General features: G+C 51.7%; 15 protein-coding genes, 1 tRNA gene and 3 rRNA genes. 6 read left to right on the top strand and 13 right to left on the bottom strand.

What is annotated here, in order from left to right; genetic code table 11:
- Window positions 1-38: 38 nt before the first annotated feature.
- Window positions 39-674 carry a ribosome biogenesis GTP-binding protein YihA/YsxC gene (gene yihA / locus ACOXYR_RS21720; RefSeq protein WP_108477081.1) on the top strand — a complete coding sequence of 212 codons (636 nt, stop codon included), beginning with the start codon at window positions 39-41 and terminating at the stop codon, window positions 672-674.
- Between the two features lie 120 nt (window positions 675-794).
- Here yihA and spfP read toward each other — a convergent pair whose 3' ends face one another.
- Both spfP and polA read right to left on the bottom strand, forming a co-directional pair.
- A complete protein-coding gene (gene spfP / locus ACOXYR_RS24815) occupies window positions 795-842 on the bottom strand; it encodes a small protein SpfP (protein ID WP_071892919.1) in 48 nt (15 codons plus the stop codon).
- A gap of 165 nt (window positions 843-1,007) precedes the next feature.
- Window positions 1,008-3,800 carry a DNA polymerase I gene (gene polA, locus ACOXYR_RS21715; RefSeq protein WP_421356561.1) on the bottom strand — a complete coding sequence of 931 codons (2,793 nt, stop codon included), beginning with the start codon at window positions 3,798-3,800 and terminating at the stop codon, window positions 1,008-1,010.
- Between the two features lie 396 nt (window positions 3,801-4,196).
- Between polA and ACOXYR_RS21710 the strand changes: the two genes are divergently transcribed.
- Window positions 4,197-5,102, top strand: a complete 906-nt coding sequence (locus ACOXYR_RS21710; protein ID WP_421356562.1) for an acyltransferase — start codon at window positions 4,197-4,199, stop codon at window positions 5,100-5,102.
- A gap of 45 nt (window positions 5,103-5,147) precedes the next feature.
- On the opposite strand, the gene ACOXYR_RS21705 is transcribed toward ACOXYR_RS21710, so the two are convergent.
- The 4 genes from ACOXYR_RS21705 to ACOXYR_RS21690 form a co-directional block, all read right to left on the bottom strand.
- Window positions 5,148-6,617, bottom strand: a complete 1,470-nt coding sequence (locus ACOXYR_RS21705) for a DUF945 family protein (protein ID WP_421356563.1) — start codon at window positions 6,615-6,617, stop codon at window positions 5,148-5,150.
- A 158-nt stretch (window positions 6,618-6,775) separates the two neighbouring features.
- On the bottom strand, window positions 6,776-7,399 hold the full coding sequence (dsbA, locus tag ACOXYR_RS21700) for a thiol:disulfide interchange protein DsbA (protein WP_108477085.1): 624 nt from the start codon (window positions 7,397-7,399) through the stop codon (window positions 6,776-6,778).
- Window positions 7,400-7,426: 27 nt separating this feature from the next.
- On the bottom strand, window positions 7,427-8,413 hold the full coding sequence (locus ACOXYR_RS21695) for a serine/threonine protein kinase (RefSeq protein ID WP_421356564.1): 987 nt from the start codon (window positions 8,411-8,413) through the stop codon (window positions 7,427-7,429).
- A gap of 77 nt (window positions 8,414-8,490) precedes the next feature.
- Window positions 8,491-8,760, bottom strand: a complete 270-nt coding sequence (locus ACOXYR_RS21690) for a YihD family protein (protein ID WP_015966571.1) — start codon at window positions 8,758-8,760, stop codon at window positions 8,491-8,493.
- Window positions 8,761-8,873: 113 nt separating this feature from the next.
- On the opposite strand from ACOXYR_RS21690, the gene mobA reads away from it, so the two are divergent.
- Both mobA and mobB read left to right on the top strand, forming a co-directional pair.
- Window positions 8,874-9,401: a molybdenum cofactor guanylyltransferase MobA gene (mobA, locus tag ACOXYR_RS21685; protein ID WP_233503916.1), complete on the top strand. Its 528-nt coding sequence runs from the start codon at window positions 8,874-8,876 to the stop codon at window positions 9,399-9,401.
- Window positions 9,398-9,904: a molybdopterin-guanine dinucleotide biosynthesis protein MobB gene (gene mobB / locus ACOXYR_RS21680; protein ID WP_421356565.1), complete on the top strand. Its 507-nt coding sequence runs from the start codon at window positions 9,398-9,400 to the stop codon at window positions 9,902-9,904. The genes mobA and mobB overlap by 4 nt, the downstream gene beginning before the upstream one ends.
- Window positions 9,905-10,075: 171 nt before the next feature.
- Here mobB and rrf read toward each other — a convergent pair.
- The 4 genes from rrf to ACOXYR_RS21660 all read right to left on the bottom strand — a co-directional run bounded on the left by rrf (window position 10,076) and on the right by ACOXYR_RS21660 (window position 15,179).
- Window positions 10,076-10,191 (bottom strand): 5S ribosomal RNA (gene rrf, locus ACOXYR_RS21675).
- Window positions 10,192-10,379: 188 nt separating this feature from the next.
- A 23S ribosomal RNA gene (locus ACOXYR_RS21670) occupies window positions 10,380-13,285 on the bottom strand.
- Between the two features lie 191 nt (window positions 13,286-13,476).
- Window positions 13,477-13,552, bottom strand: a tRNA-Glu gene (locus ACOXYR_RS21665).
- A gap of 85 nt (window positions 13,553-13,637) precedes the next feature.
- A 16S ribosomal RNA gene (locus ACOXYR_RS21660) occupies window positions 13,638-15,179 on the bottom strand.
- The 16S, 23S and 5S rRNA genes sit together here with 1 tRNA gene alongside, the layout of an rRNA operon.
- Window positions 15,180-15,654: 475 nt before the next feature.
- Here ACOXYR_RS21660 and ACOXYR_RS21655 point away from each other — a divergent pair.
- Together ACOXYR_RS21655 and mdtD are read left to right on the top strand one after the other, a co-directional pair.
- On the top strand, window positions 15,655-16,359 hold the full coding sequence (locus ACOXYR_RS21655; protein WP_108476229.1) for a FadR/GntR family transcriptional regulator: 705 nt from the start codon (window positions 15,655-15,657) through the stop codon (window positions 16,357-16,359).
- 9 nt (window positions 16,360-16,368) lie between these two features.
- On the top strand, window positions 16,369-17,766 hold the full coding sequence (gene mdtD, locus ACOXYR_RS21650; protein ID WP_108476230.1) for a multidrug transporter subunit MdtD: 1,398 nt from the start codon (window positions 16,369-16,371) through the stop codon (window positions 17,764-17,766).
- Here the strand turns inward: mdtD and rbsR are convergent.
- The 3 genes from rbsR to rbsB all read right to left on the bottom strand — a co-directional run bounded on the left by rbsR (window position 17,763) and on the right by rbsB (window position 20,678).
- A complete protein-coding gene (gene rbsR, locus ACOXYR_RS21645; RefSeq protein ID WP_108476231.1) occupies window positions 17,763-18,755 on the bottom strand; it encodes a ribose operon transcriptional repressor RbsR in 993 nt (330 codons plus the stop codon). The two genes, mdtD and rbsR, sit on opposite strands and share 4 nt — an antisense overlap.
- Before the next feature lie 3 nt (window positions 18,756-18,758).
- Window positions 18,759-19,688: a ribokinase gene (gene rbsK, locus ACOXYR_RS21640; RefSeq protein WP_407731805.1), complete on the bottom strand. Its 930-nt coding sequence runs from the start codon at window positions 19,686-19,688 to the stop codon at window positions 18,759-18,761.
- Between the two features lie 99 nt (window positions 19,689-19,787).
- On the bottom strand, window positions 19,788-20,678 hold the full coding sequence (gene rbsB / locus ACOXYR_RS21635) for a ribose ABC transporter substrate-binding protein RbsB (RefSeq protein WP_108476233.1): 891 nt from the start codon (window positions 20,676-20,678) through the stop codon (window positions 19,788-19,790).
- Window positions 20,679-20,681 lie beyond the last annotated feature (3 nt).

Raw genomic sequence — 20,681 nt, 5'->3', positions numbered from 1 at the left:
AATCGCCAGCATTGCCCGATTTAACGGAGACGACCGTTTTGATTAACCTGAATTATCAACTGACGCATTTTGTGACCAGTGCGCCAGATATCCGCCATTTACCTTCTGATACCGGAATCGAAGTGGCATTTGCAGGCCGCTCCAACGCCGGGAAGTCCAGCGCACTCAATACGCTGACGAACCAGAAAAGTCTGGCCCGTACCTCCAAGACACCTGGCCGTACGCAGCTGATTAACCTGTTTGAAGTGGCTGACGGTAAACGTTTGGTCGACTTACCGGGCTATGGTTACGCAGAAGTGCCGGAGGAGATGAAAATCAAATGGCAGCGTGCGCTGGGTGAGTACCTGGAAAAACGTCTGTGTCTGAAGGGGATTGTGATCCTCATGGACATCCGCCATCCGCTGAAAGATCTTGATCAACAGATGATTCAGTGGGCCGTAGACAGTGAGATTGAGGTGCTGGTGTTGCTGACCAAAGCCGATAAACTTGCCAGCGGCGCACGAAAAGCACAGATCAATATGGTGCGCGAAGCTGTGCTCGCCTTTAACGGTGATGTGCAGGTTGAAGCGTTTTCATCACTGAAAAAACAGGGTGTAGATAAGCTGCGTCAGAAGCTGGACACCTGGTTTAGTGAGATCCCGCCGGAAGTGGCGGCTGAAGAAGCTGAAGAGTAATCATTCTGCCGTCGGGCGCCATTGCCCGACCCTGATTTCACGCAAAGCTGCCATCCGGCGGCTTTTCTTTTGCCCAATAAAAAACGCCCCGGTCATTACTGACCGGGGCGGCTAAAATATTCAGCCAAATCCGATTACGTGAAGTAAAAGGTCTGAAAGATAGAACATCTTACCTCTGTACCCTACGCGACTAACTCTACTCTTTTTTTTTGGTCACAGAAAGCACTTTTTGTAGTTTTTTTTCACTTATTACATAGCGAATTCTAATGTTCATCACAAAACGCTATAAGTTATGTTGCTTACTTACCAAAAAAGCGCTTAGTCGCCGAACGGTTAGTGCGCCTGATCCCAGTTTTCGCCACTGCCTACTTCCACCAGCAAAGGCACATCCAGTTTGGTGCTATTTTCCATCAGTTCATGGATTTTCTTCGACACGGCATCCACATCATCTTTGTGCACTTCAAACACCAGCTCATCGTGCACCTGCATAATCATGCGCACGCGCGGTTTTTCGCTTTCAAGCCAGGCATCCACAGCAATCATCGCTCGTTTGATGATATCTGCGGCAGTGCCCTGCATCGGAGCGTTGATTGCGGCGCGTTCAGCTCCGGCACGACGCGCGCCGTTGCTGGATTTGATGTCCGGGAGGTAAAGCCGACGACCATCCAGCGTTTCAACATAACCCTGATCTTTCGCCTGAGCACGGGTGCGCTCCATATACTCCATCACTCCGGGATAGCGCTCAAAGTAGAGATCCATGTACTTCTGCGACTCTTTACGCGGGATATTGAGCTGGCGAGAGAGGCCAAAAGCGCTCATGCCGTAGATTAAACCGAAGTTAATCGCCTTCGCGCTGCGACGCTGTTCGCTACTGACGCTCTCTAATGGCAGGCCAAAGACTTCCGCCGCCGTCGCACGGTGGATATCTTTCCCTTCGGCAAATGCCGTCAGCAGGCCTTTATCACGCGACAGATGCGCCATAATGCGCAGTTCGATTTGTGAGTAGTCCGCAGAGACAATCACGTAATCTTTCGGCGCGATAAATGCCTGTCGTATGCGACGCCCTTCATCATTACGTACAGGAATGTTTTGCAGGTTGGGATCCGTCGAGGAGAGACGCCCCGTTGCGGTGACAGCCTGGTGATAGGAGGTATGCACGCGCCCGGTTTTCGGGTTGATCATCAACGGCAGTTTGTCGGTGTAAGTGGACTTCAGCTTCGCCAGGCCACGATATTCGAGAATAACTTTTGGCAGCGGATAATCCAGCGCCAACTCCTCAAGCACTTCTTCTGACGTAGACGGCGCGCCGCCCGGGGTTTTCTTCAGCGGTTTAATCCCCTGTTTTTCAAAAAGAATCGTTTGCAGTTGCTTCGGTGAGGAGAGGTTAAACTCTTCACCGGCGACCTCAAAGGCCTTCTGTTCCAGCTCCACCAGCCGTTTCGCAATCTCCTGTGAATGTGCATGCAGCACTGCCGGATCAATCTTGACGCCGTTGCGTTCCACACGCGACAGCACCGGCACCAGCGGCATTTCGATATTTTCGAAGACGCTCAGCGGCCCTTTCTCCTTTTGCAGCTTCGGCCACATTTTCAGATGCAGCTGCAGCGTGACGTCAGCGTCTTCCGCCGCATAACGGCCCGCTTCTTCCAGTGCAATCTGGTTAAAGGTGAGCTGCTTTTTGCCTTTGCCGGCGATCTCCTCAAAGGTAATCGTTTTGTGCTTCAGCCAGCGCTCAGAAAGGCTGTCCATATCGTGGCGGCCCGCAACGCTATCCAGCGTGTAGGATTCCAGCATGGTGTCATATGCAATCCCGCGCAGCTCAATGCCATAGTTCGCAAGGATCCCGCGGTCATATTTGAGGTTCTGCCCGACTTTCAGGCATTTTTCATCTTCCAGCACCGGTTTGAGCAGTTCCAGCGCGCGTTCGCGGGAAATCTGTTCTGGCGCGTCAAGATAATCGTGCGCGACAGGCACATACGCGGCAACGCCGGGTTCAGCTGCGAACGACAGGCCAACCATATTGGCAGAGACATTATCAAGGCTGTCCGTTTCCGTATCGAAAGCAAACAGAGGCGCTTTTTTCAGTTTCTCAATCCATTCAACTAACGTCGCTTCATCCAGGATCGTGACATAGTTATCGGCGCTCAGGGTGGCGTTGGTTTCGACGTCTTCCTCCACCACGATAGTGTCCGCAGGTTTGTCAGCGGATTTCGTCGGCTTCGCGCCTTTCGCCTGTAACCATTTTCCTGACTCAACATCGCTTATCCAGCGTTTGAACTCATATTTTTTGAATAGAGCCAGCAGCTCTTCAGCCGCAGGTGCCTGCACTTCCAGCTGTTCGCAGGTCAGCTCCAGCTCAACGTCGGTTTTGATGGTCGCGAGTTTGTAAGAGAGATAGGCCACCTCTTTATTTTGCTCAAGCTTTGCGGCCATCGTTTTCGCGCCACGGAAGCTCAGCCCGGCGATTTTATCCGGCTCGGCATAAAGGGTATCCAGCCCCCCCAGCCCCTGAAGCAGCGCCTGGGCTGTTTTTTCGCCCACACCCGGCACGCCCGGAATATTATCCGAGGAGTCGCCCATCAGCGCGAGGAAGTCAATGATGAGTTCCGGCGGCACACCGTACTTGGTCACCACCTCTTCCGGGCCAAGAATGGTATTCGTCATGGTGTTAATCAGGGTAATACCCGGCGTGACCAGTTGCGCCATATCTTTATCGCCGGTGCTGATCAACACCGGGCGACCCGCCGCTTCCGCTTCGCGCGCCAGCGTGCCGATCACATCATCCGCTTCGACGCCCGATACGGCCATCAGCGGGAGCCCCATGGCTTTCACCATTGCATGCAGCGGCTCGATCTGCGCACGCAGATCATCAGGCATTGGTGGGCGGTGAGATTTGTAATCCTCAAACAGTTCGTCACGGAAGGTTTTACCCTTCGCATCAAACACCACAACAGCGTGTGTCGGCTGATATTGCAGCAACAGGCTGCGCAGCATATTCAGCACGCCATACATCGCGCCGGTCGGTTCGCCTGCGCCATTGGTCAACGGTGGGAAAGCATGATACGCCCTGTAAAGATACGAGGAGCCATCAACGAGGATAAGGGGATTTTCGGGGATCTGAACCATAATTTCCGTGCCTGTTTATCAGATTATGGTTAAAGGATGCCACAGACAGCATGAAAACATGAGTTTTTCGCCCCATTTACGCGAAAAGATTTGCAGATCTTCTGGATCACTCGCAAAACAAATCTGTGGATAACTTTGTGCATAGTTTTATGATGCTAATAACGTGTGATCTTTTGCATTTATGAAAATCATTAATAACCTATATTTTTCAGTTGCTTGAAAATAGATCTGCCGTGAAAAACACGCGGTGGTGACAATTTATCCTGTGTGGATATAAGCAGAGGTTATTTTTCTGTTCTGGTAAGACCCATCATTTGGTGTGTTTTCTGATAAAATCAGCCTCTTGTGCGTTTTGCCTGCGCGCGTTAAATGACTAACTATCTGAATAAACTAATTATGTCGAGATTTCTCGCGGCGATAACGCTTCCCATAAGTATCGCGCTTACTATTTTACTGACCATATTGTGTTCGGTGCCGATCATCATCGCCGGGCTTGTTAAGCTCATTTTGCCCATCCCGGCAATCTGGCGCTCTGTCTCCGTTTTTTGCAATTTCATGATGTACTGCTGGTGCGAAGGCCTGGCAGCACTGCTGCATCTCAACCCGCATCTGAAGTGGGAAATTGAGGGGCTGGAAAAGCTGAACAAAAAGAACTGGTATCTGCTTATCTGTAATCACCACAGCTGGGCCGACATCGTGGTGCTGTGCGTGATTTTCCGTAAGCACATCCCGATGAATAAGTATTTCCTGAAGCAGCAACTGGCCTGGGTTCCCTTTATCGGTCTGGCCTGTTGGGCGCTGGATATGCCATTTATGCGCCGCTATTCGCACAGCTACCTCATCCGCCATCCGGAACGTCGCGGCAAAGATGTTGAAACCACGCGCCGCTCCTGCGAGAAATTTCGTACGCATCCCACCACTATCGTGAATTTTGTCGAAGGATCGCGCTTTACCGAAGAGAAACGCCGTCAAACCCGCTCGCCGTATAAAAATCTTCTGCCGCCAAAAGCGGCTGGTATTGCGATGGCGCTGAGCGTACTGGGCGCGCAGTTTGATAAATTGCTCGACGTCACGCTGTGTTACCCGGAAAACAACGACAGCCCGTTTTTTGACATGCTGAGCGGCAAGCTGACGCGCATTGTGGTACGCGTGAATCTGTTGCCGGTGGCCGAAGAGTTACACGGTGATTATGTTTCAGATAAAAACTTTAAGCGCCGTTTCCAGCAGTGGCTGAATACCCTGTGGGAAGAGAAAGATACGCTGCTGACATCGCTAATTACGCCGCACCCGCAGAAGAAATAATGTCTTTATCTCGCCTCCTGAATAACAGGAGGCGAGATAATCAGCTTATTGCAGGAAACGACCGCCCCGCGCCATAAACTCTTCCGCCGTCATCTCTTTGCCATTAAAGACAACGTTGCCCTGCTGATATTCGAAATCAAGCTTCGCCGCTTTTTCGTCCACGCTGATGAGATCCATCATTTTGCCAAGCGTCGTGAAGTTGTTAACGTCTTTCTCTGCTTGTTTTTGTGCGGAGGCATCATCCTTACCTTCTGCTAGCTTAACTTGCTTAGCGGTATAGGTGATAACATCCACAGGCAGCATGACGTTTGCCGTGATGGTTTTGACATTCTGGTCTACGGATTCGGTTAAGGACCCAGGCGTGAATTTTGCTTTAACCGGATCGGCAATGGCGATATTAACATTAGCCGTCATTTCGCCTTTGTCATTTTTCCAGCTAATCGGGAGTTTGATGACTGGCTCACTTTTCTGGATGTTGGCGATATACTTCGTGAGCAGTTTCAAACTGACCTCACCCATCGCGTCTTCATCTTTACCTAGAGCAGGATTCGCCACGATAGCCTTACTCAGTTCCGCGTTGTAATTAGTGAACAACTCGCGAACCGCAACAGGATCGAGATTCTCTAACACCAGAGCAATTTTACCGCTTCCCAGATTCTGTTTTCCACGAATCAAATCCTTGATGGCATACTCCTGAGTATAGTTAATGTGCTTTTTATCACTGGATAATGCCAAAGCGCCTGTTCCGGTGAAGGTATTAATCTGTATTAAATCTTTGCCCCTGGAGTTTACTCGTATATTATTCAGTGATACATCAGCATGGCCAACAGTGATATTATCATCAACTTTATTACCCGTTGAAGTAATAGTCATGGAGTCTGAATAAATTTTCACATCATTACTATCCTGGCTAATAACAATGTTTTTTAACTGCCCATTAATCTGTGCATCCGTGAGCAGTGAATTTTCGCCTGAGACATTAAATTCACCGCCGTCAAAAGCAAACGTGGTTTTGGTATCGGAATAAGATGCTGGCGCGACAACAACCTGGGTCGCGATAGATTTATCATAAGTTGCACGAATATTTGCATCAATTGGCGAGTGTCCTTTGGCCGCATCAAAGAGGGGTTTGGTGATCTCACCGTTAACCAGCGACACCTTCATTGCTGCCATTGCCGGGGCCAGACTACCTTTCGCCAGCGAGGAAAGCGGGAAAGGGCCATGGTCAACATCAACGTCAAACGCAACGTTTTGCCCGGCTTTGATGCCGCTGGCTTCGGCACCATGTTCAAATGTCAGCACCACCTGAAAATGAGAACTCAGCAAGCCGCTGGTGAATTCCTTGTAACTTAATGTCATCCCCGTTTTTGATGACTTCGCTTTACTGGCCTGATTAAATGAAGAGACAAAATCAGCAACTTTCGGTTCGATCTGTTTACCGGTATACCATGCGCTCCCCATCCAACATACACCTAAAGCCACTACCACGCCCGCCGCCACGACACTCTTTTTCATAACAATCATCCCTAATTAATGTGTGCGGGCATTATATAAAAGAATATCTGGGGGCTGTATATTTATCAGGCGAAAAAGCGAATTATCAGAATGTGTTTATTTAGCAGATAAAAAAAGGCCCGCAATAATTTGCGAGCCATATATATTATTAATTAAACTTATTTTTTCTCAATAAGTTGTTTTACGGTGTCCGCATACTGTTGAACAAAGATTTCCATGTTGCTGGCATCCATACCCTGTGGATTCAGCTGATATTTACCGTTAACAAACATTGCCGGCACACCCTGCAATTGCAGGTCAGCGGCCGCTTTTTCCTGCTGTGCTACCAGGGATTTCACGACAAAGCTGTTCCATGCAGCATCGTACTCTTCGCCTTTCACGCCAGCATCGACGAAGACCTTGCGAATATCAGCGACGTTCTGGACAGTCTGTTTTTTCTGAATGGCCTCGAACATCGGCGCAGTGATTTTATCTTCCACGCCCAGCGCCATCGCTACCGCCCACGCCTGAGTCAGATCTTTGCCCAATGGGCCCAGGAACTCAACGTGGTATTTGGTCATTTTGGTGCCTTCCGGCAGTTTCTGTTTCACGGTATCGGAAACATGCAGCACTTCTTCAAACTGATAGCAGTGCGGGCAGTAGAACGAGAAGAACTCCAGCACCTGCGGCTCGCCGGCAACCGGTTTATCGAGGGTGGTGTATTGTTTGCCGTCGGTAATCTGAGCAGCGGAAGCGCTGAATGCCAGAATCATACCTGCCAGCGCAAGCCAAATCTTTTTCATAACGAATTCTCTCCTGAATATGTCAAATTAATACATTGGCGTTAACTGAAGAGGGGGTTCCTGCAGAACCTTCACCTGCTCAATAAATATCGAAATCTGCCGCAGCCAGAAATCTTCCCCGGTAAGCCAGGGGAAATTCTGAGGAAACGCAGGGTCATCCCAGCGCCTGATAATCCACGCCAGATAATAAACCAATCGCATCGCGCGTAAAGGTTCAATCAGGGCTAATTCATCCAGATTGAAATTGCTGAACTCCTCGTAGGCTTCAACAATCATTTCCATCTGCATCCGCTGCTCGGCACGATCGCCATTCAGCAACATCCACAGATCCTGTACCGCGGGGCCGGTACGCGCATCATCCAAATCAACAAACAACGGCCCATCACGCCAGAGAATATTCCCGGCATGGCAATCTCCGTGCAGGCGCAGCGTGTTAGAGCGGCCATGCCACTGTGCCATCACGGCATCAATAAGATCGTCGGTCGCTCTCAGAAAACGTTCTTTCAACGCGGCGGGGACCAGAGCGGAATGTTCAAAAATGGCGCGTGGCTCAATAAGATACTCTTTCACGCCAATTTCCGGGCGGGCGACAAAGCGAGACTTACGGCCGGTTTGGTGCAAACGACCCAGATAACGCCCAACCCACTCCATTTGATCCAGATTATCGGATTCAAACTGGCGGCCACCCAGGCTTGGGAAGACGGCGAAGTAAAATCCCTGATGGGTCAGCAACGTTTGGTTGTTGAAAGCGATGGGGGCGGCTACAGGCACTTCATCATTAAGAAGTTCCTGGGCGAAGAGATGCTCTTCCAGGATTTGGTCAGCCGACCAGCGTTCGGGACGATAGAACTTCACCACCATACGGCGGCGATCTTCATCCTGAAATTGATAAACCCGGTTTTCATAGCTGTTTAACGGGGTAAGGCCAGAATCCACCCGAATACCCTGATCGAATAACGCATCGATAATGGTATCCGGGTGCAATGTCTGAAAAGTGAAAGCCTTGTCGTTCATCCTGCCAATCCGACTAACTATACGAAGAGTTCAGGATATCATTTCGTAGCGCTTTCAGTGGCTGTGCTTACAACCTTTTACTCTTTAATCACACCACGCGCGCGTAACAGCGCGGTTTTAAAATCTTCTTCATAATCTTTCTGAATCCCGGGAATCACAGCATCTTTTGCCGAGTCACGCATTTTCAGGTGATAGATCAGAATATCATCCGTTAAATCCGCCAGTTCCCCCTCATAACCTGACTCTTTCGCCAGTTTCTGCAAAAATTGCATCAGGTTCAGTTCCGGCTCTTTCTGCCAGGCTGGCTGGAGGAGTTCAATAACTTCATTCAGACGTTTACATTTCATGGTCGTGCTCCTTACTCTTGATTAACACACGGTAGCAGGGTCAAACCCACAATAAAAGAGGCGATATAGTGAATATAACGGGTGTCGTGCTGGCAGGCGGTAGAGCGTCAAGAATGGGTGGGCAGGATAAGGGATTGATGGCGCTGCATGGGAAACCGCTGTGGAAACATGTGGCGGATCGTTTACAGCCACAGGTGAATGGCATGGCGATCAGCGCTAATCGCAATATTGCGGTGTATCAGGCCAGCGGTTTTCCCGTTTATCAGGATACGTTTACCGACTTTCCGGGGCCGCTTGCCGGAATGGCCTCCGTGATCAGGCAAGCCGGCGGCGAATGGTTCCTTTTCTGCCCATGTGATACACCGTTTATTCCGGCCCATCTGGCTGAACGACTGCAATCACAGCGTAATGAAGCACCGGTTGTGTGGGTTCATGATGGCGATCGCGATCATCCGGCAATTGCGTTGGTTCATCGTCGAATAGCGACCGATATCGAAGCCTACCTTGCGCGCGGCGATCGCCGGGTGATGGTATTTATGCGCGAAGCCGGCGGGCATGCGGTAGATTTTAGCGATTGCCAGGGCGCATTCAGTAACGTGAATACGCTGGAAGATTTGACCTGGTTTGAGGCTCGCCCATGATTCCCTTATTAGCGATAGCGGCATGGAGTGGGACCGGTAAAACAACGCTACTGAAGCAACTGATCCCCATGCTATGTCAGCGCGGAATACGACCTGGGCTTATAAAGCATACGCACCACAATATGGATGTCGATAAGCCGGGCAAAGATAGCTATGAGTTGCGTAAAGCAGGTGCGGCGCAGACGCTGGTTGCCAGCACGCAGCGTTGGGCGCTGATGACCGAGACGCCAGAGGAAGAGGAACTGGATCTCCCATTCCTGGCGAGCAGAATGGATGCCTCGAAGCTGGATTTAATTCTGGTGGAGGGCTTTAAGCATGAGGAGATCGCGAAGATTGTCTTGTTTCGCCAAGATGCCGGGCATAATCCAGAAGAGCTGGTGATCGATGCGCATGTTATTGCTGTCGCCAGTGATATTCCGCTCAGTGTGGATGTGCCGTTACTGGATATTAATGACGTTGAGGGAATAGCGGATTTTGTGGTGCGATGGATGCGGATGATGTGATTTATGCGCGCTGTGGTGCCCGGTGGCGCGGAGCTTACCTGGCCTGCGGGTTCGTGCCATTCGGCGGGGATTGTTCTTTTGCAGTCCGGATAAGGCAAAGCCGCAGCCGGCGTTTTTTTCGTACCAGCGCAAAAAGGCCATCCTTTCGGATGGCCTTCTGCTTAATTTGATGCCTGGCAGTTCCCTACTCTCGCATGGGGAGACCCCACACTACCATCGGCGCTACGGCGTTTCACTTCTGAGTTCGGCATGGGGTCAGGTGGGACCACCGCGCTGTTGCCGCCAGGCAAATTCTGTGCTCTGTCCTGTGTCTTTTGTGTTGATACTGCGTTGGCTGCATTCGCGAAAGTCAGTCACATACCTCAGTATGCTCCTTCCTTCTCTTCATTTGCCGCCTTGTCTCAGCGCAAAATCCTTCGGACTCTGAATCTGAGCTGAAAATCGTCTCTCTTCGCCAAAACATCTTCGGCGTTGTAAGGTTAAGCCTCACGGTTCATTAGTACTGGTTAGCTCAATGCATCGCTGCACTTACACACCCAGCCTATCAACGTCGTCGTCTTCAACGTTCCTTCAGGAGACTTAAAGTCTCAGGGAGAACTCATCTCGGGGCAAGTTTCGTGCTTAGATGCTTTCAGCACTTATCTCTTCCGCATGTAGCTACCGGGCAATGCCATTGGCATGACAACCCGAACACCAGTGATGCGTCCACTCCGGTCCTCTCGTACTAGGAGCAGCCCCCCTCAATTCTCCAGCGCCCACGGCAGATAGGGACCGAACTGTCTCACGACGTTCTAAACCCAGCTCGCGTACCACTTTAAATGGCGAACAGCCATACCCTTGGGACCTACTTCAGCCCCAGGATGTGATGAGCCGACATCGAGGTGCCAAACACCGCCGTCGATATGAACTCTTGGGCGGTATCAGCCTGTTATCCCCGGAGTACCTTTTATCCGTTGAGCGATGGCCCTTCCATTCAGAACCACCGGATCACTATGACCTGCTTTCGCACCTGCTCGCGCCGTCACGCTCGCAGTCAAGCTAGCTTATGCCATTGCACTAACCTCCTGATGTCCGACCAGGATTAGCTAACCTTCGTGCTCCTCCGTTACTCTTTGGGAGGAGACCGCCCCAGTCAAACTACCCACCAGACACTGTCCGCAACCCGGATTACGGGTCTACGTTAGAACATCAAACATTAAAGGGTGGTATTTCAAGGTTGGCTCCATGCAGACTGGCGTCCACACTTCAAAGCCTCCCACCTATCCTACACATCAAGGCTCAATGTTCAGTGTCAAGCTATAGTAAAGGTTCACGGGGTCTTTCCGTCTTGCCGCGGGTACACTGCATCTTCACAGCGAGTTCAATTTCACTGAGTCTCGGGTGGAGACAGCCTGGCCATCATTACGCCATTCGTGCAGGTCGGAACTTACCCGACAAGGAATTTCGCTACCTTAGGACCGTTATAGTTACGGCCGCCGTTTACCGGGGCTTCGATCAAGAGCTTCGCCTTACAGCTAACCCCATCAATTAACCTTCCGGCACCGGGCAGGCGTCACACCGTATACGTCCACTTTCGTGTTTGCACAGTGCTGTGTTTTTAATAAACAGTTGCAGCCAGCTGGTATCTTCGACTGATTTCAGCTCCACGGGTAAACCGCTTCACCTACATATCAGCGTGCCTTCTCCCGAAGTTACGGCACCATTTTGCCTAGTTCCTTCACCCGAGTTCTCTCAAGCGCCTTGGTATTCTCTACCTGACCACCTGTGTCGGTTTGGGGTACGATTCGATGTTACCTATAGCTTAGAGGCTTTTCCTGGAAGCAGGGCATTTGTCACTTCAGCACCGTAGTGCCTCGTCATCACGTCTCAGTCTTAAAGCAAACCGGATTTACCTGGTCTGCAAACCTACACGCTTAAACCGGGACAACCGTCGCCCGGCCAACATAGCCTTCTCCGTCCCCCCTTCGCAGTAACACCAAGTACAGGAATATTAACCTGTTTCCCATCGACTACGCCTTTCGGCCTCGCCTTAGGGGTCGACTCACCCTGCCCCGATTAACGTTGGACAGGAACCCTTGGTCTTCCGGCGTGCGGGTTTTTCACCCGCATTATCGTTACTTATGTCAGCATTCGCACTTCTGATACCTCCAGCATGCCTCACGACACACCTTCAACGGCTTACAGAACGCTCCCCTACCCAACAACACTTAGTGTCGCTGCCGCAGCTTCGGTGCACAGTTTAGCCCCGTTACATCTTCCGCGCAGGCCGACTCGACCAGTGAGCTATTACGCTTTCTTTAAATGATGGCTGCTTCTAAGCCAACATCCTGGCTGTCTGAGCCTTCCCACATCGTTTCCCACTTAACTGTGACTTTGGGACCTTAGCTGGCGGTCTGGGTTGTTTCCCTCTTCACGACGGACGTTAGCACCCGCCGTGTGTCTCCCGTGATAACATTCTTCGGTATTCGCAGTTTGCATCGGGTTGGTAAGTCGGGATGACCCCCTAGCCGAAACAGTGCTCTACCCCCGAAGATGAGTTCACGAGGCGCTACCTAAATAGCTTTCGGGGAGAACCAGCTATCTCCCGGTTTGATTGGCCTTTCACCCCCAGCCACAAGTCATCCGCTAATTTTTCAACATTAGTCGGTTCGGTCCTCCAGTTAGTGTTACCCAACCTTCAACCTGCCCATGGCTAGATCACCGGGTTTCGGGTCTATACCCTGCAACTTAACGCCCAGTTAAGACTCGGTTTCCCTTCGGCTCCCCTATTCGGTTAACCTTGCTACAGAATATAAGTCGCTGACCCATTATACAAAAGGTACGCAGTCACCTAACAAGTAGGCTCCCACTGCTTGTACGTACACGGTTTCAGGTTCTTTTTCACTCCCCTCGCCGGGGTTCTTTTCGCCTTTCCCTCACGGTACTGGTTCACTATCGGTCAGTCAGGAGTATTTAGCCTTGGAGGATGGTCCCCCCATATTCAGACAGGATACCACGTGTCCCGCCCTACTCTTCGAGTTCACAGCATATGCATTTTGGTGTACGGGACTATCACCCTGTACCGTCGGACTTTCCAGACCGTTCCACTAACACACATGCTGATTCAGACTCTGGGCTGCTCCCCGTTCGCTCGCCGCTACTGGGGGAATCTCGGTTGATTTCTTTTCCTCGGGGTACTTAGATGTTTCAGTTCCCCCGGTTCGCTTCATTACGCTATGTATTCACGTAATGATAGTGTGTCGAAACACACTGGGTTTCCCCATTCGGAAATCGCCGGTTATAACGGTTCATATCACCTTACCGACGCTTATCGCAGATTAGCACGTCCTTCATCGCCTCTGACTGCCAGGGCATCCACCGTGTACGCTTAGTCGCTTAACCTCACAACCCGAAGATGTTTCGTAAAACACCACCGTGTTGCGAAAATTTGAGAGACTCGAACACACCTAAAAGTGTGTCGTTTCAATTTTCAGCTTGATCCAGATTTTTAAAGAGCAAATATCTCAAACAAGACTTTACAGTCTGTTTTGAGATATTACGGTCGGCGACTTTCACTCACACATACCAGCAAGTGGCGTCCCCTAGGGGATTCGAACCCCTGTTACCGCCGTGAAAGGGCGGTGTCCTGGGCCTCTAGACGAAGGGGACACTGAAGTCTCAATCGCAAGACGCCTTGCTATTTACTTTTCATCAGACAATCTGTGTGGACACTTCAAGGAACGGTTCTTTAAGGTAAGGAGGTGATCCAACCGCAGGTTCCCCTACGGTTACCTTGTTACGACTTCACCCCAGTCATGAATCACAAAGTGGTAAGCGCCCTCCCGAAGGTTAAGCTACCTACTTCTTTTGCAACCCACTCCCATGGTGTGACGGGCGGTGTGTACAAGGCCCGGGAACGTATTCACCGTAGCATTCTGATCTACGATTACTAGCGATTCCGACTTCATGGAGTCGAGTTGCAGACTCCAATCCGGACTACGACATACTTTATGAGGTCCGCTTGCTCTCGCGAGGTCGCTTCTCTTTGTATATGCCATTGTAGCACGTGTGTAGCCCTGGTCGTAAGGGCCATGATGACTTGACGTCATCCCCACCTTCCTCCAGTTTATCACTGGCAGTCTCCTTTGAGTTCCCGGCCTAACCGCTGGCAACAAAGGATAAGGGTTGCGCTCGTTGCGGGACTTAACCCAACATTTCACAACACGAGCTGACGACAGCCATGCAGCACCTGTCTCACAGTTCCCGAAGGCACCAAAGCATCTCTGCTAAGTTCTGTGGATGTCAAGACCAGGTAAGGTTCTTCGCGTTGCATCGAATTAAACCACATGCTCCACCGCTTGTGCGGGCCCCCGTCAATTCATTTGAGTTTTAACCTTGCGGCCGTACTCCCCAGGCGGTCGACTTAACGCGTTAGCTCCGGAAGCCACGCCTCAAGGGCACAACCTCCAAGTCGACATCGTTTACAGCGTGGACTACCAGGGTATCTAATCCTGTTTGCTCCCCACGCTTTCGCACCTGAGCGTCAGTCTTCGTCCAGGGGGCCGCCTTCGCCACCGGTATTCCTCCAGATCTCTACGCATTTCACCGCTACACCTGGAATTCTACCCCCCTCTACGAGACTCAAGCTTGCCAGTTTCAAATGCAGTTCCCAGGTTGAGCCCGGGGATTTCACATCTGACTTAACAAACCGCCTGCGTGCGCTTTACGCCCAGTAATTCCGATTAACGCTTGCACCCTCCGTATTACCGCGGCTGCTGGCACGGAGTTAGCCGGTGCTTCTTCTGCGAGTAACGTCAATTGCTGTGGTTATTAACCACAACACCTTCCTCCTCGCTGAAAGTACTTTACAACCCGAAGGCCTTCTTCATACACGCGGCATGGCTGCATCAGGCTTGCGCCCATTGTGCAATATTCCCCACTGCTGCCTCCCGTAGGAGTCTGGACCGTGTCTCAGTTCCAGTGTGGCTGGTCATCCTCTCAGACCAGCTAGGGATCGTCGCCTAGGTGAGCCATTACCCCACCTACTAGCTAATCCCATCTGGGCACATCCGATGGCAAGAGGCCCGAAGGTCCCCCTCTTTGGTCTTGCGACGTTATGCGGTATTAGCTACCGTTTCCAGTAGTTATCCCCCTCCATCAGGCAGTTTCCCAGACATTACTCACCCGTCCGCCACTCGTCAGCAAAGCAGCAAGCTGCTTTCTGTTACCGTTCGACTTGCATGTGTTAGGCCTGCCGCCAGCGTTCAATCTGAGCCATGATCAAACTCTTCAATTTAAGTTTGATGCTCGTGAATTAAACTTCGTAATGAATTACGTGTTCACTCAGAGACTTGGTATTCATTTATCGTCTTGCGACGTTAAGAATCCGTATCATTGAGTGCCCACACAGATTGTCTGATAAATTGTTAAAGAGCAGTGCAACGCGGCGTGAAGCTCACCGTTGCGAGGTGCGCATAATACGCTTTCCTCCTTCAGAGTCAAGCGCTTATTTTCGCTTTTCTCTGGCGGCGTTCCCGAAGGAAGCCTGTTAACCCGGTGGCCTGGAAGCCGTTGTTCCGTGTCAGTGGAGGCGCATTATAGGGAGTTATTTCTGACAGACAAGAGGTTATTAAAAAAAAATGACAGTTCGTACTTTTTTTCACCATTACGCATGGTAATACGCCATAAAATGCACTCTTTGCCGTTTTTGCAGCCGATTTTTATCCGTGAATGGCATACTAGAAACAATAACAAGATACAGGACACCTTTTATGTCTTTAAGCGCACAGCAATTAGCAGCTCAAAAAAACATCTCGTGGGTATTAGCGGAGAAGTTAGCTCAGAAAATCCTCAAAGGTGAATATCCTCCGGAAAGTATTCTGCCGGGTGAAATGGAATTGGGTGAGATCTTTGGCGTCAGCCGTACCGCCGTACGTGAAGCGGTTAAAACCCTTTCCGCGAAAGGGATGCTTTTGCCGCGCCCGCGCATAGGCACTCGTGTCATGCCACAATCGCACTGGAACTTTCTCGATACTGAGCTGCTTGCCTGGTGGCTGACGGAAGATAATTTTCAGGAAGTGATGAAACACTTTCTGGTACTCCGTCACAGCCTTGAGCCACAGGCATGCTCGCTGGCCGCCGTATTAGGCACCGCAGAGCAAAAAGCGGAGCTCAATACACTAATGAAGGAGATGGCGATTCTGAAAAAGAACTTCGATCGCCAACGCTGGGTTGATGTAGATACCGCCTGGCACGAACATATCTACGAAATGACGGCGAACCCGTTCCTGATCTCTTTCGCTAAACTCTTCCATTCGGTGTATCACACCTACTTTACGTCAATTACGCAGGATGAAGTGATTGAACTGGAAAAGCATCAGGCAATTGTTAACGCCATTCAGGAAAGTGATAGCCAAAAAGCGTTTATTGCCTGCCAGGCGCTCTTAAGCGCGCCACATATTCGACCAGGAGTATAAGAGCATCGCATGATTAAGAAAAAAGCGCGGAGTATGGCCGGACTGCCGTGGATAGCCGCCATGGCATTTTTTATGCAGGCCCTGGATGCGACGATCCTTAATACCGCACTCCCCGCCATCGCGCACAGCCTAAACCGTTCACCGCTCGCCATGCAGTCTGCCATTATCAGTTACACTCTGACAGTCGCCATGCTGATCCCGGTAAGTGGCTGGTTGGCCGACCGCTTCGGTACTCGCCGCATCTTTATGATTGCCGTAACGCTTTTCACGCTAGGTTCGTTAGCCTGCGCCCTCTCAACATCATTACTTGAGCTGGTTATCTTCCGCGTTATTCAGGGTATCGGCGGGGCGATGATGATGCCCGTCGCACGCCTGGCACTACTGCGCGCATATCCACGTAGCGAACTCCTGCCGGTGCTTAACTTCGTCACCATGCCGGGTTTGGTGGGGCCAATTCTAGGCCCGGTACTCGGCGGCGTGCTGGTCACGTGGGCCAGCTGGCACTGGATTTTCCTGATTAATATTCCAATTGGGATTACCGGCCTTATCTATGCCCGCAAATACATGCCCAACTTCACCACGCCGAAGCGAAGCTTTGATATGTCCGGATTTCTGCTGTTTGGCCTGAGCCTCGTGCTGTTCTCCAGCGGGATGGAGCTGTTCGGCGAACGCATTGTGGCAAGCTGGATAGCTTTCGCGATTATCGGCATCAGTATTCTGCTGTTGCTGGCTTATATTCGCCACGCCCGTCGTCATCCCTCACCGCTTATCTCGCTGTCGCTCTTTAAGACGCGCACTTTTTCCGTCGGGATTGCCGGAAACCTGGCCACGCGTTTGGGCACCGGCTGCGTGCCGTTCCTGATGCCGCTGATGTTGCAGGTCGGTTTTGGCTACCCCGCGTTAATCGCGGGTTGCATGATGGCCCCGACCGCGCTCGGGTCTATTCTGGCAAAATCAACGGTGACGCAGGTGCTGCGCTGGCTGGGCTACAGGAAAACGCTGGTGGGGATTACACTGTTTATTGGCGTGATGATTGCGCAATTCTCGCTGCAATCGCCCTCAATGCCGATATGGATGTTGATCCTGCCGCTGTTTGTGCTCGGGATGGCAATGTCGACGCAGTTTACGTCGATGAACACCATTACGCTCGCTGATCTGACGGATGAGAACGCCAGCAGCGGCAACAGTATGCTGGCCGTCACGCAGCAGCTTTCGATCAGTTTAGGGGTGGCGATCAGCGCCGCCGTGCTAAGGGTGTATCAGGGAATGGAAGGCTCAAACACCATCGAGCAATTCCACTACACCTTTATTACGATGGGTGGGATAACGGTAGTGTCAGCATTAATGTTTATGCTGCTGAAACCGAAAGATGGCCGCAACCTGATCAAGGAGCGGCACAAAGCTTAAACAGAGCCGCGAACCACCAGCTCGGGCGTCAGCTGCACGCGCTGCTGTTTCTGTCCGGGCTGGGCCATACGGTGGATCAATACATCAATCGCCAGTTCGCCCAGTTCATCTTTGGGCTGATGAATGGTCGTGAGCGGTGGCGTCATGTAGCGCGCCAGTTCAATATCGTCATAACCAATCACCGCCATATCCTGTGGAATGCGCAACCCGGCCTGATAAAGCGCCTGATACGCCCCTACCGCCATCGCGTCATTTCCGACAAATACCGCCTGCGGTAACTCAGGCAATGCCAGAAGTTGCTGCATAGCGTCAAAACCACCGCCGAATTCAAAGTTACTGGTTATCACATATCCGTCAGGAACGGGAAGCCCCGCATGCTGCATAGCTGAGCGATATCCTTCCAGACGCAGACGCGCCGGCGTTTTATCCAGCGGCCCGGCGATACAGGCGATGCGAGTGTGGCCCTGTTCGATGAGATAACGTGTTGCCATGTCACCGCCCAGCAAAGAGTTATCCTGTATCAGATCGCTGTCACCATCGAACGGCGCCCAGTCCATCATCACCGTCGGAATGGACGGATAACGCTGCATAATCTCCTGCGATGGCTGATGCGTTTCGGTGCATAACAGCAATAACCCATCAACGCGTTTTTGCATTAGCGTCTCCAGGTTGCGGTTCATTCGCTGCTCGTCGCCTTCGGTATTGCACAGTACCAGGCTGTAACCGCGCTCAAAACAACTGCGCTCTACGCCCCGCACCAGCTCCGAATAGAATGGATTGGTACTGGCCGTGATCAGCATGCCGATAGTGCGGGTTTGATTCAGTTTGAGGCTTCGCGCTATCGCGGATGGCGCGTAGTTCAGGCTTTTGATGGCCGCATCAACTTTTTCAGTGATCGCTTCACTGACGTAGCGGTCTTTATTAATGACGTGAGAAACGGTAGAGGTTGAAACGCCCGCAACGCGAGCGACATCTTTCATGGTAGCCAAACATTACCTCTGCTGATTCAGAAATTCGTCGATCTCTTCACGCCAGGGAACGGAAGGCTGCGCGCCTTTACGGGTGACGGCAATGGCCGCCGCCGCGTGCGCAAACCGGATCGCCTCGTTCAGTGTTTTATCTTCCAGCAGTGCAGTGATCAGCGCACCGTTAAAGGTATCTCCGGCGGCGATGGTATCAATAGCCTGCACTTTAAAGCCCGGCACGCGTTGACCTTCACCCTTGACGCTTGCCCACACGCCACGGCTGCCCAGGGTGATGATAACGGTATCAATGCCTTTGCTGTGCAACGCCTGTGCCGCTTTCGCCGCATCGTCATCGTTTTCCACGCGGATGCCGGTTAACTTTTCAGCTTCCGTTTCATTCGGCGTGATAATGTCCACCAGCGCCAGCAGTTCATCAGACAGCTCACGCGCCGGGGCGGGATTTAAAATCACCTGCGTCTGGTGCTGATGGGCAATTTTAGCTGCCAGCATGACGCTTTCCAGCGGTGATTCCAGCTGCATCAGCAGTGCATCCGCCTGTGCAATACGCGTTTTCTGTGCTTCAACCAATGCAGGCGACAGTGCCGCATTTGCGCCCGCATGAATACCAATGACGTTTTCGCCTTCGCCGTTAACGAAAATCAGCGCCACGCCGGTCGATTCCCCCGCAATAACGCTTACCGGTGCCACGTCGATGCGATCGTTGGCCAGCTGTTGACGCACGCGTTCGCCAATATCATCTTCACCTGTACAGGCAATAAACGCGATATTCGCGCCGCTGCGCCCGGCAGCCACCGCCTGGTTGGCACCTTTGCCGCCAAAAGCGACCTGATACTGGTTGCCGGTGACGGTTTCACCCGGCGTCGGGAAAGAGTCAAGATTAAGGATGTGATCGGCATTGATGCTGCCAAGAACGACGAGTTTGCCTGCGGTTTTCATTTCAGCGTGTCCGATAAGTGCGCCACCCGTTGCCGGGTGGCGCGTGCCCTGCTTTTCTTTATAGTTTGTCCCTCAAGCCTTTTGTGGCCCGATGGTGACTTATTGCTTAATGACCAGTTTCAGGTCAACCGGATATTTAGCCTGAACTTTCTCACCTTTCAGGACCTTATCCGCAGTTTCAACGCCTTTTGCGCCGATCTGCTCTGGCAACTGAGCAATAGTCGCTGCCAGTTTGCCATCATTTACTGCTTTTTCGCCATCTGGCGTGCCGTCAAACCCGACAACCATCACATCGGATTTACCTGCAGTTTGCAGCGCACGCAGTGCACCCAGCGCCATTTCGTCGTTCTGAGCAAATACGGCCTGTACATCCGGATGCGCCGTCAGCAGGTTCTGCATGACGTTCAGCCCCTTAGTGCGGTCGAAATCAGCCGGTTGGCTCGCCAGCACGTTAAATTTGTGCGCGGCCACGGCCTGCTGGAAACCTTCACCACGCTCGCGCGCGGCAGAGGTTCCGGCGATACCCTGTAATTCAATCACTTTGGCGCCTTCACCGGCTTTCTTCGCAATGTAATCACCGGCGATTTTTCCGCCCAGCACGTTATCAGACGCGATATGGCTGACCACTTCACCTTTGGACGCTACGCGGTCGAGGGTGATTACCGGAATTTTAGATTGGTTAGCCATTTTGATGGCGTTACCCACGGCGTCGGAATCCGTCGGGTTGACCAGCAGAATTTTCGCACCGCGCACGGTGAGATCCTGCACGTTCGCCAGCTCTTTCGCCGGGTTGTTCTGCGAATCCAGCACGACCAGGTTGTAGCCCAGTTTGTCGGCTTCTTTCTGCGCGCCATCCTTCAGCGATACGAAGAACGGGTTATTCAGGGTAGAGATGACCAGCGCGATGGTGTCTTTCGCCATCGCGTTTGCGCTGACGGTGGCGCTCAGCGCAACAGCAGAAACCAGGGTAGCCAGTTTTTTCATATTCATAGT

The sequence above is a fragment of the Pseudocitrobacter faecalis genome (assembly GCF_965231525.1).
GTDB lineage: Bacteria > Pseudomonadota > Gammaproteobacteria > Enterobacterales > Enterobacteriaceae > Pseudocitrobacter > Pseudocitrobacter faecalis.
The sequence above is the reverse complement of the archived record's forward strand: the minus strand, read 5'-3'. Positions and strand labels throughout refer to the sequence as shown.

Coding starts and splice junctions, on each gene's coding strand:
- polA (WP_421356561.1), bottom strand. CDS start 3,800: ATGGTTCAGATCCCCGAAAATCCCCTTATCCTCGTTGATGGCTCCTCG.
- ACOXYR_RS21710 (WP_421356562.1), top strand. CDS start 4,197: ATGTCGAGATTTCTCGCGGCGATAACGCTTCCCATAAGTATCGCGCTT.
- ACOXYR_RS21705 (WP_421356563.1), bottom strand. CDS start 6,617: ATGAAAAAGAGTGTCGTGGCGGCGGGCGTGGTAGTGGCTTTAGGTGTA.
- dsbA (WP_108477085.1), bottom strand. CDS start 7,399: ATGAAAAAGATTTGGCTTGCGCTGGCAGGTATGATTCTGGCATTCAGC.
- ACOXYR_RS21695 (WP_421356564.1), bottom strand. CDS start 8,413: ATGAACGACAAGGCTTTCACTTTTCAGACATTGCACCCGGATACCATT.
- ACOXYR_RS21690 (WP_015966571.1), bottom strand. CDS start 8,760: ATGAAATGTAAACGTCTGAATGAAGTTATTGAACTCCTCCAGCCAGCC.
- mobA (WP_233503916.1), top strand. CDS start 8,874: ATGGGTGGGCAGGATAAGGGATTGATGGCGCTGCATGGGAAACCGCTG.
- mobB (WP_421356565.1), top strand. CDS start 9,398: ATGATTCCCTTATTAGCGATAGCGGCATGGAGTGGGACCGGTAAAACA.
- ACOXYR_RS21655 (WP_108476229.1), top strand. CDS start 15,655: ATGTCTTTAAGCGCACAGCAATTAGCAGCTCAAAAAAACATCTCGTGG.
- mdtD (WP_108476230.1), top strand. CDS start 16,369: ATGATTAAGAAAAAAGCGCGGAGTATGGCCGGACTGCCGTGGATAGCC.
- rbsK (WP_407731805.1), bottom strand. CDS start 19,688: ATGAAAACCGCAGGCAAACTCGTCGTTCTTGGCAGCATCAATGCCGAT.
- rbsB (WP_108476233.1), bottom strand. CDS start 20,678: ATGAATATGAAAAAACTGGCTACCCTGGTTTCTGCTGTTGCGCTGAGC.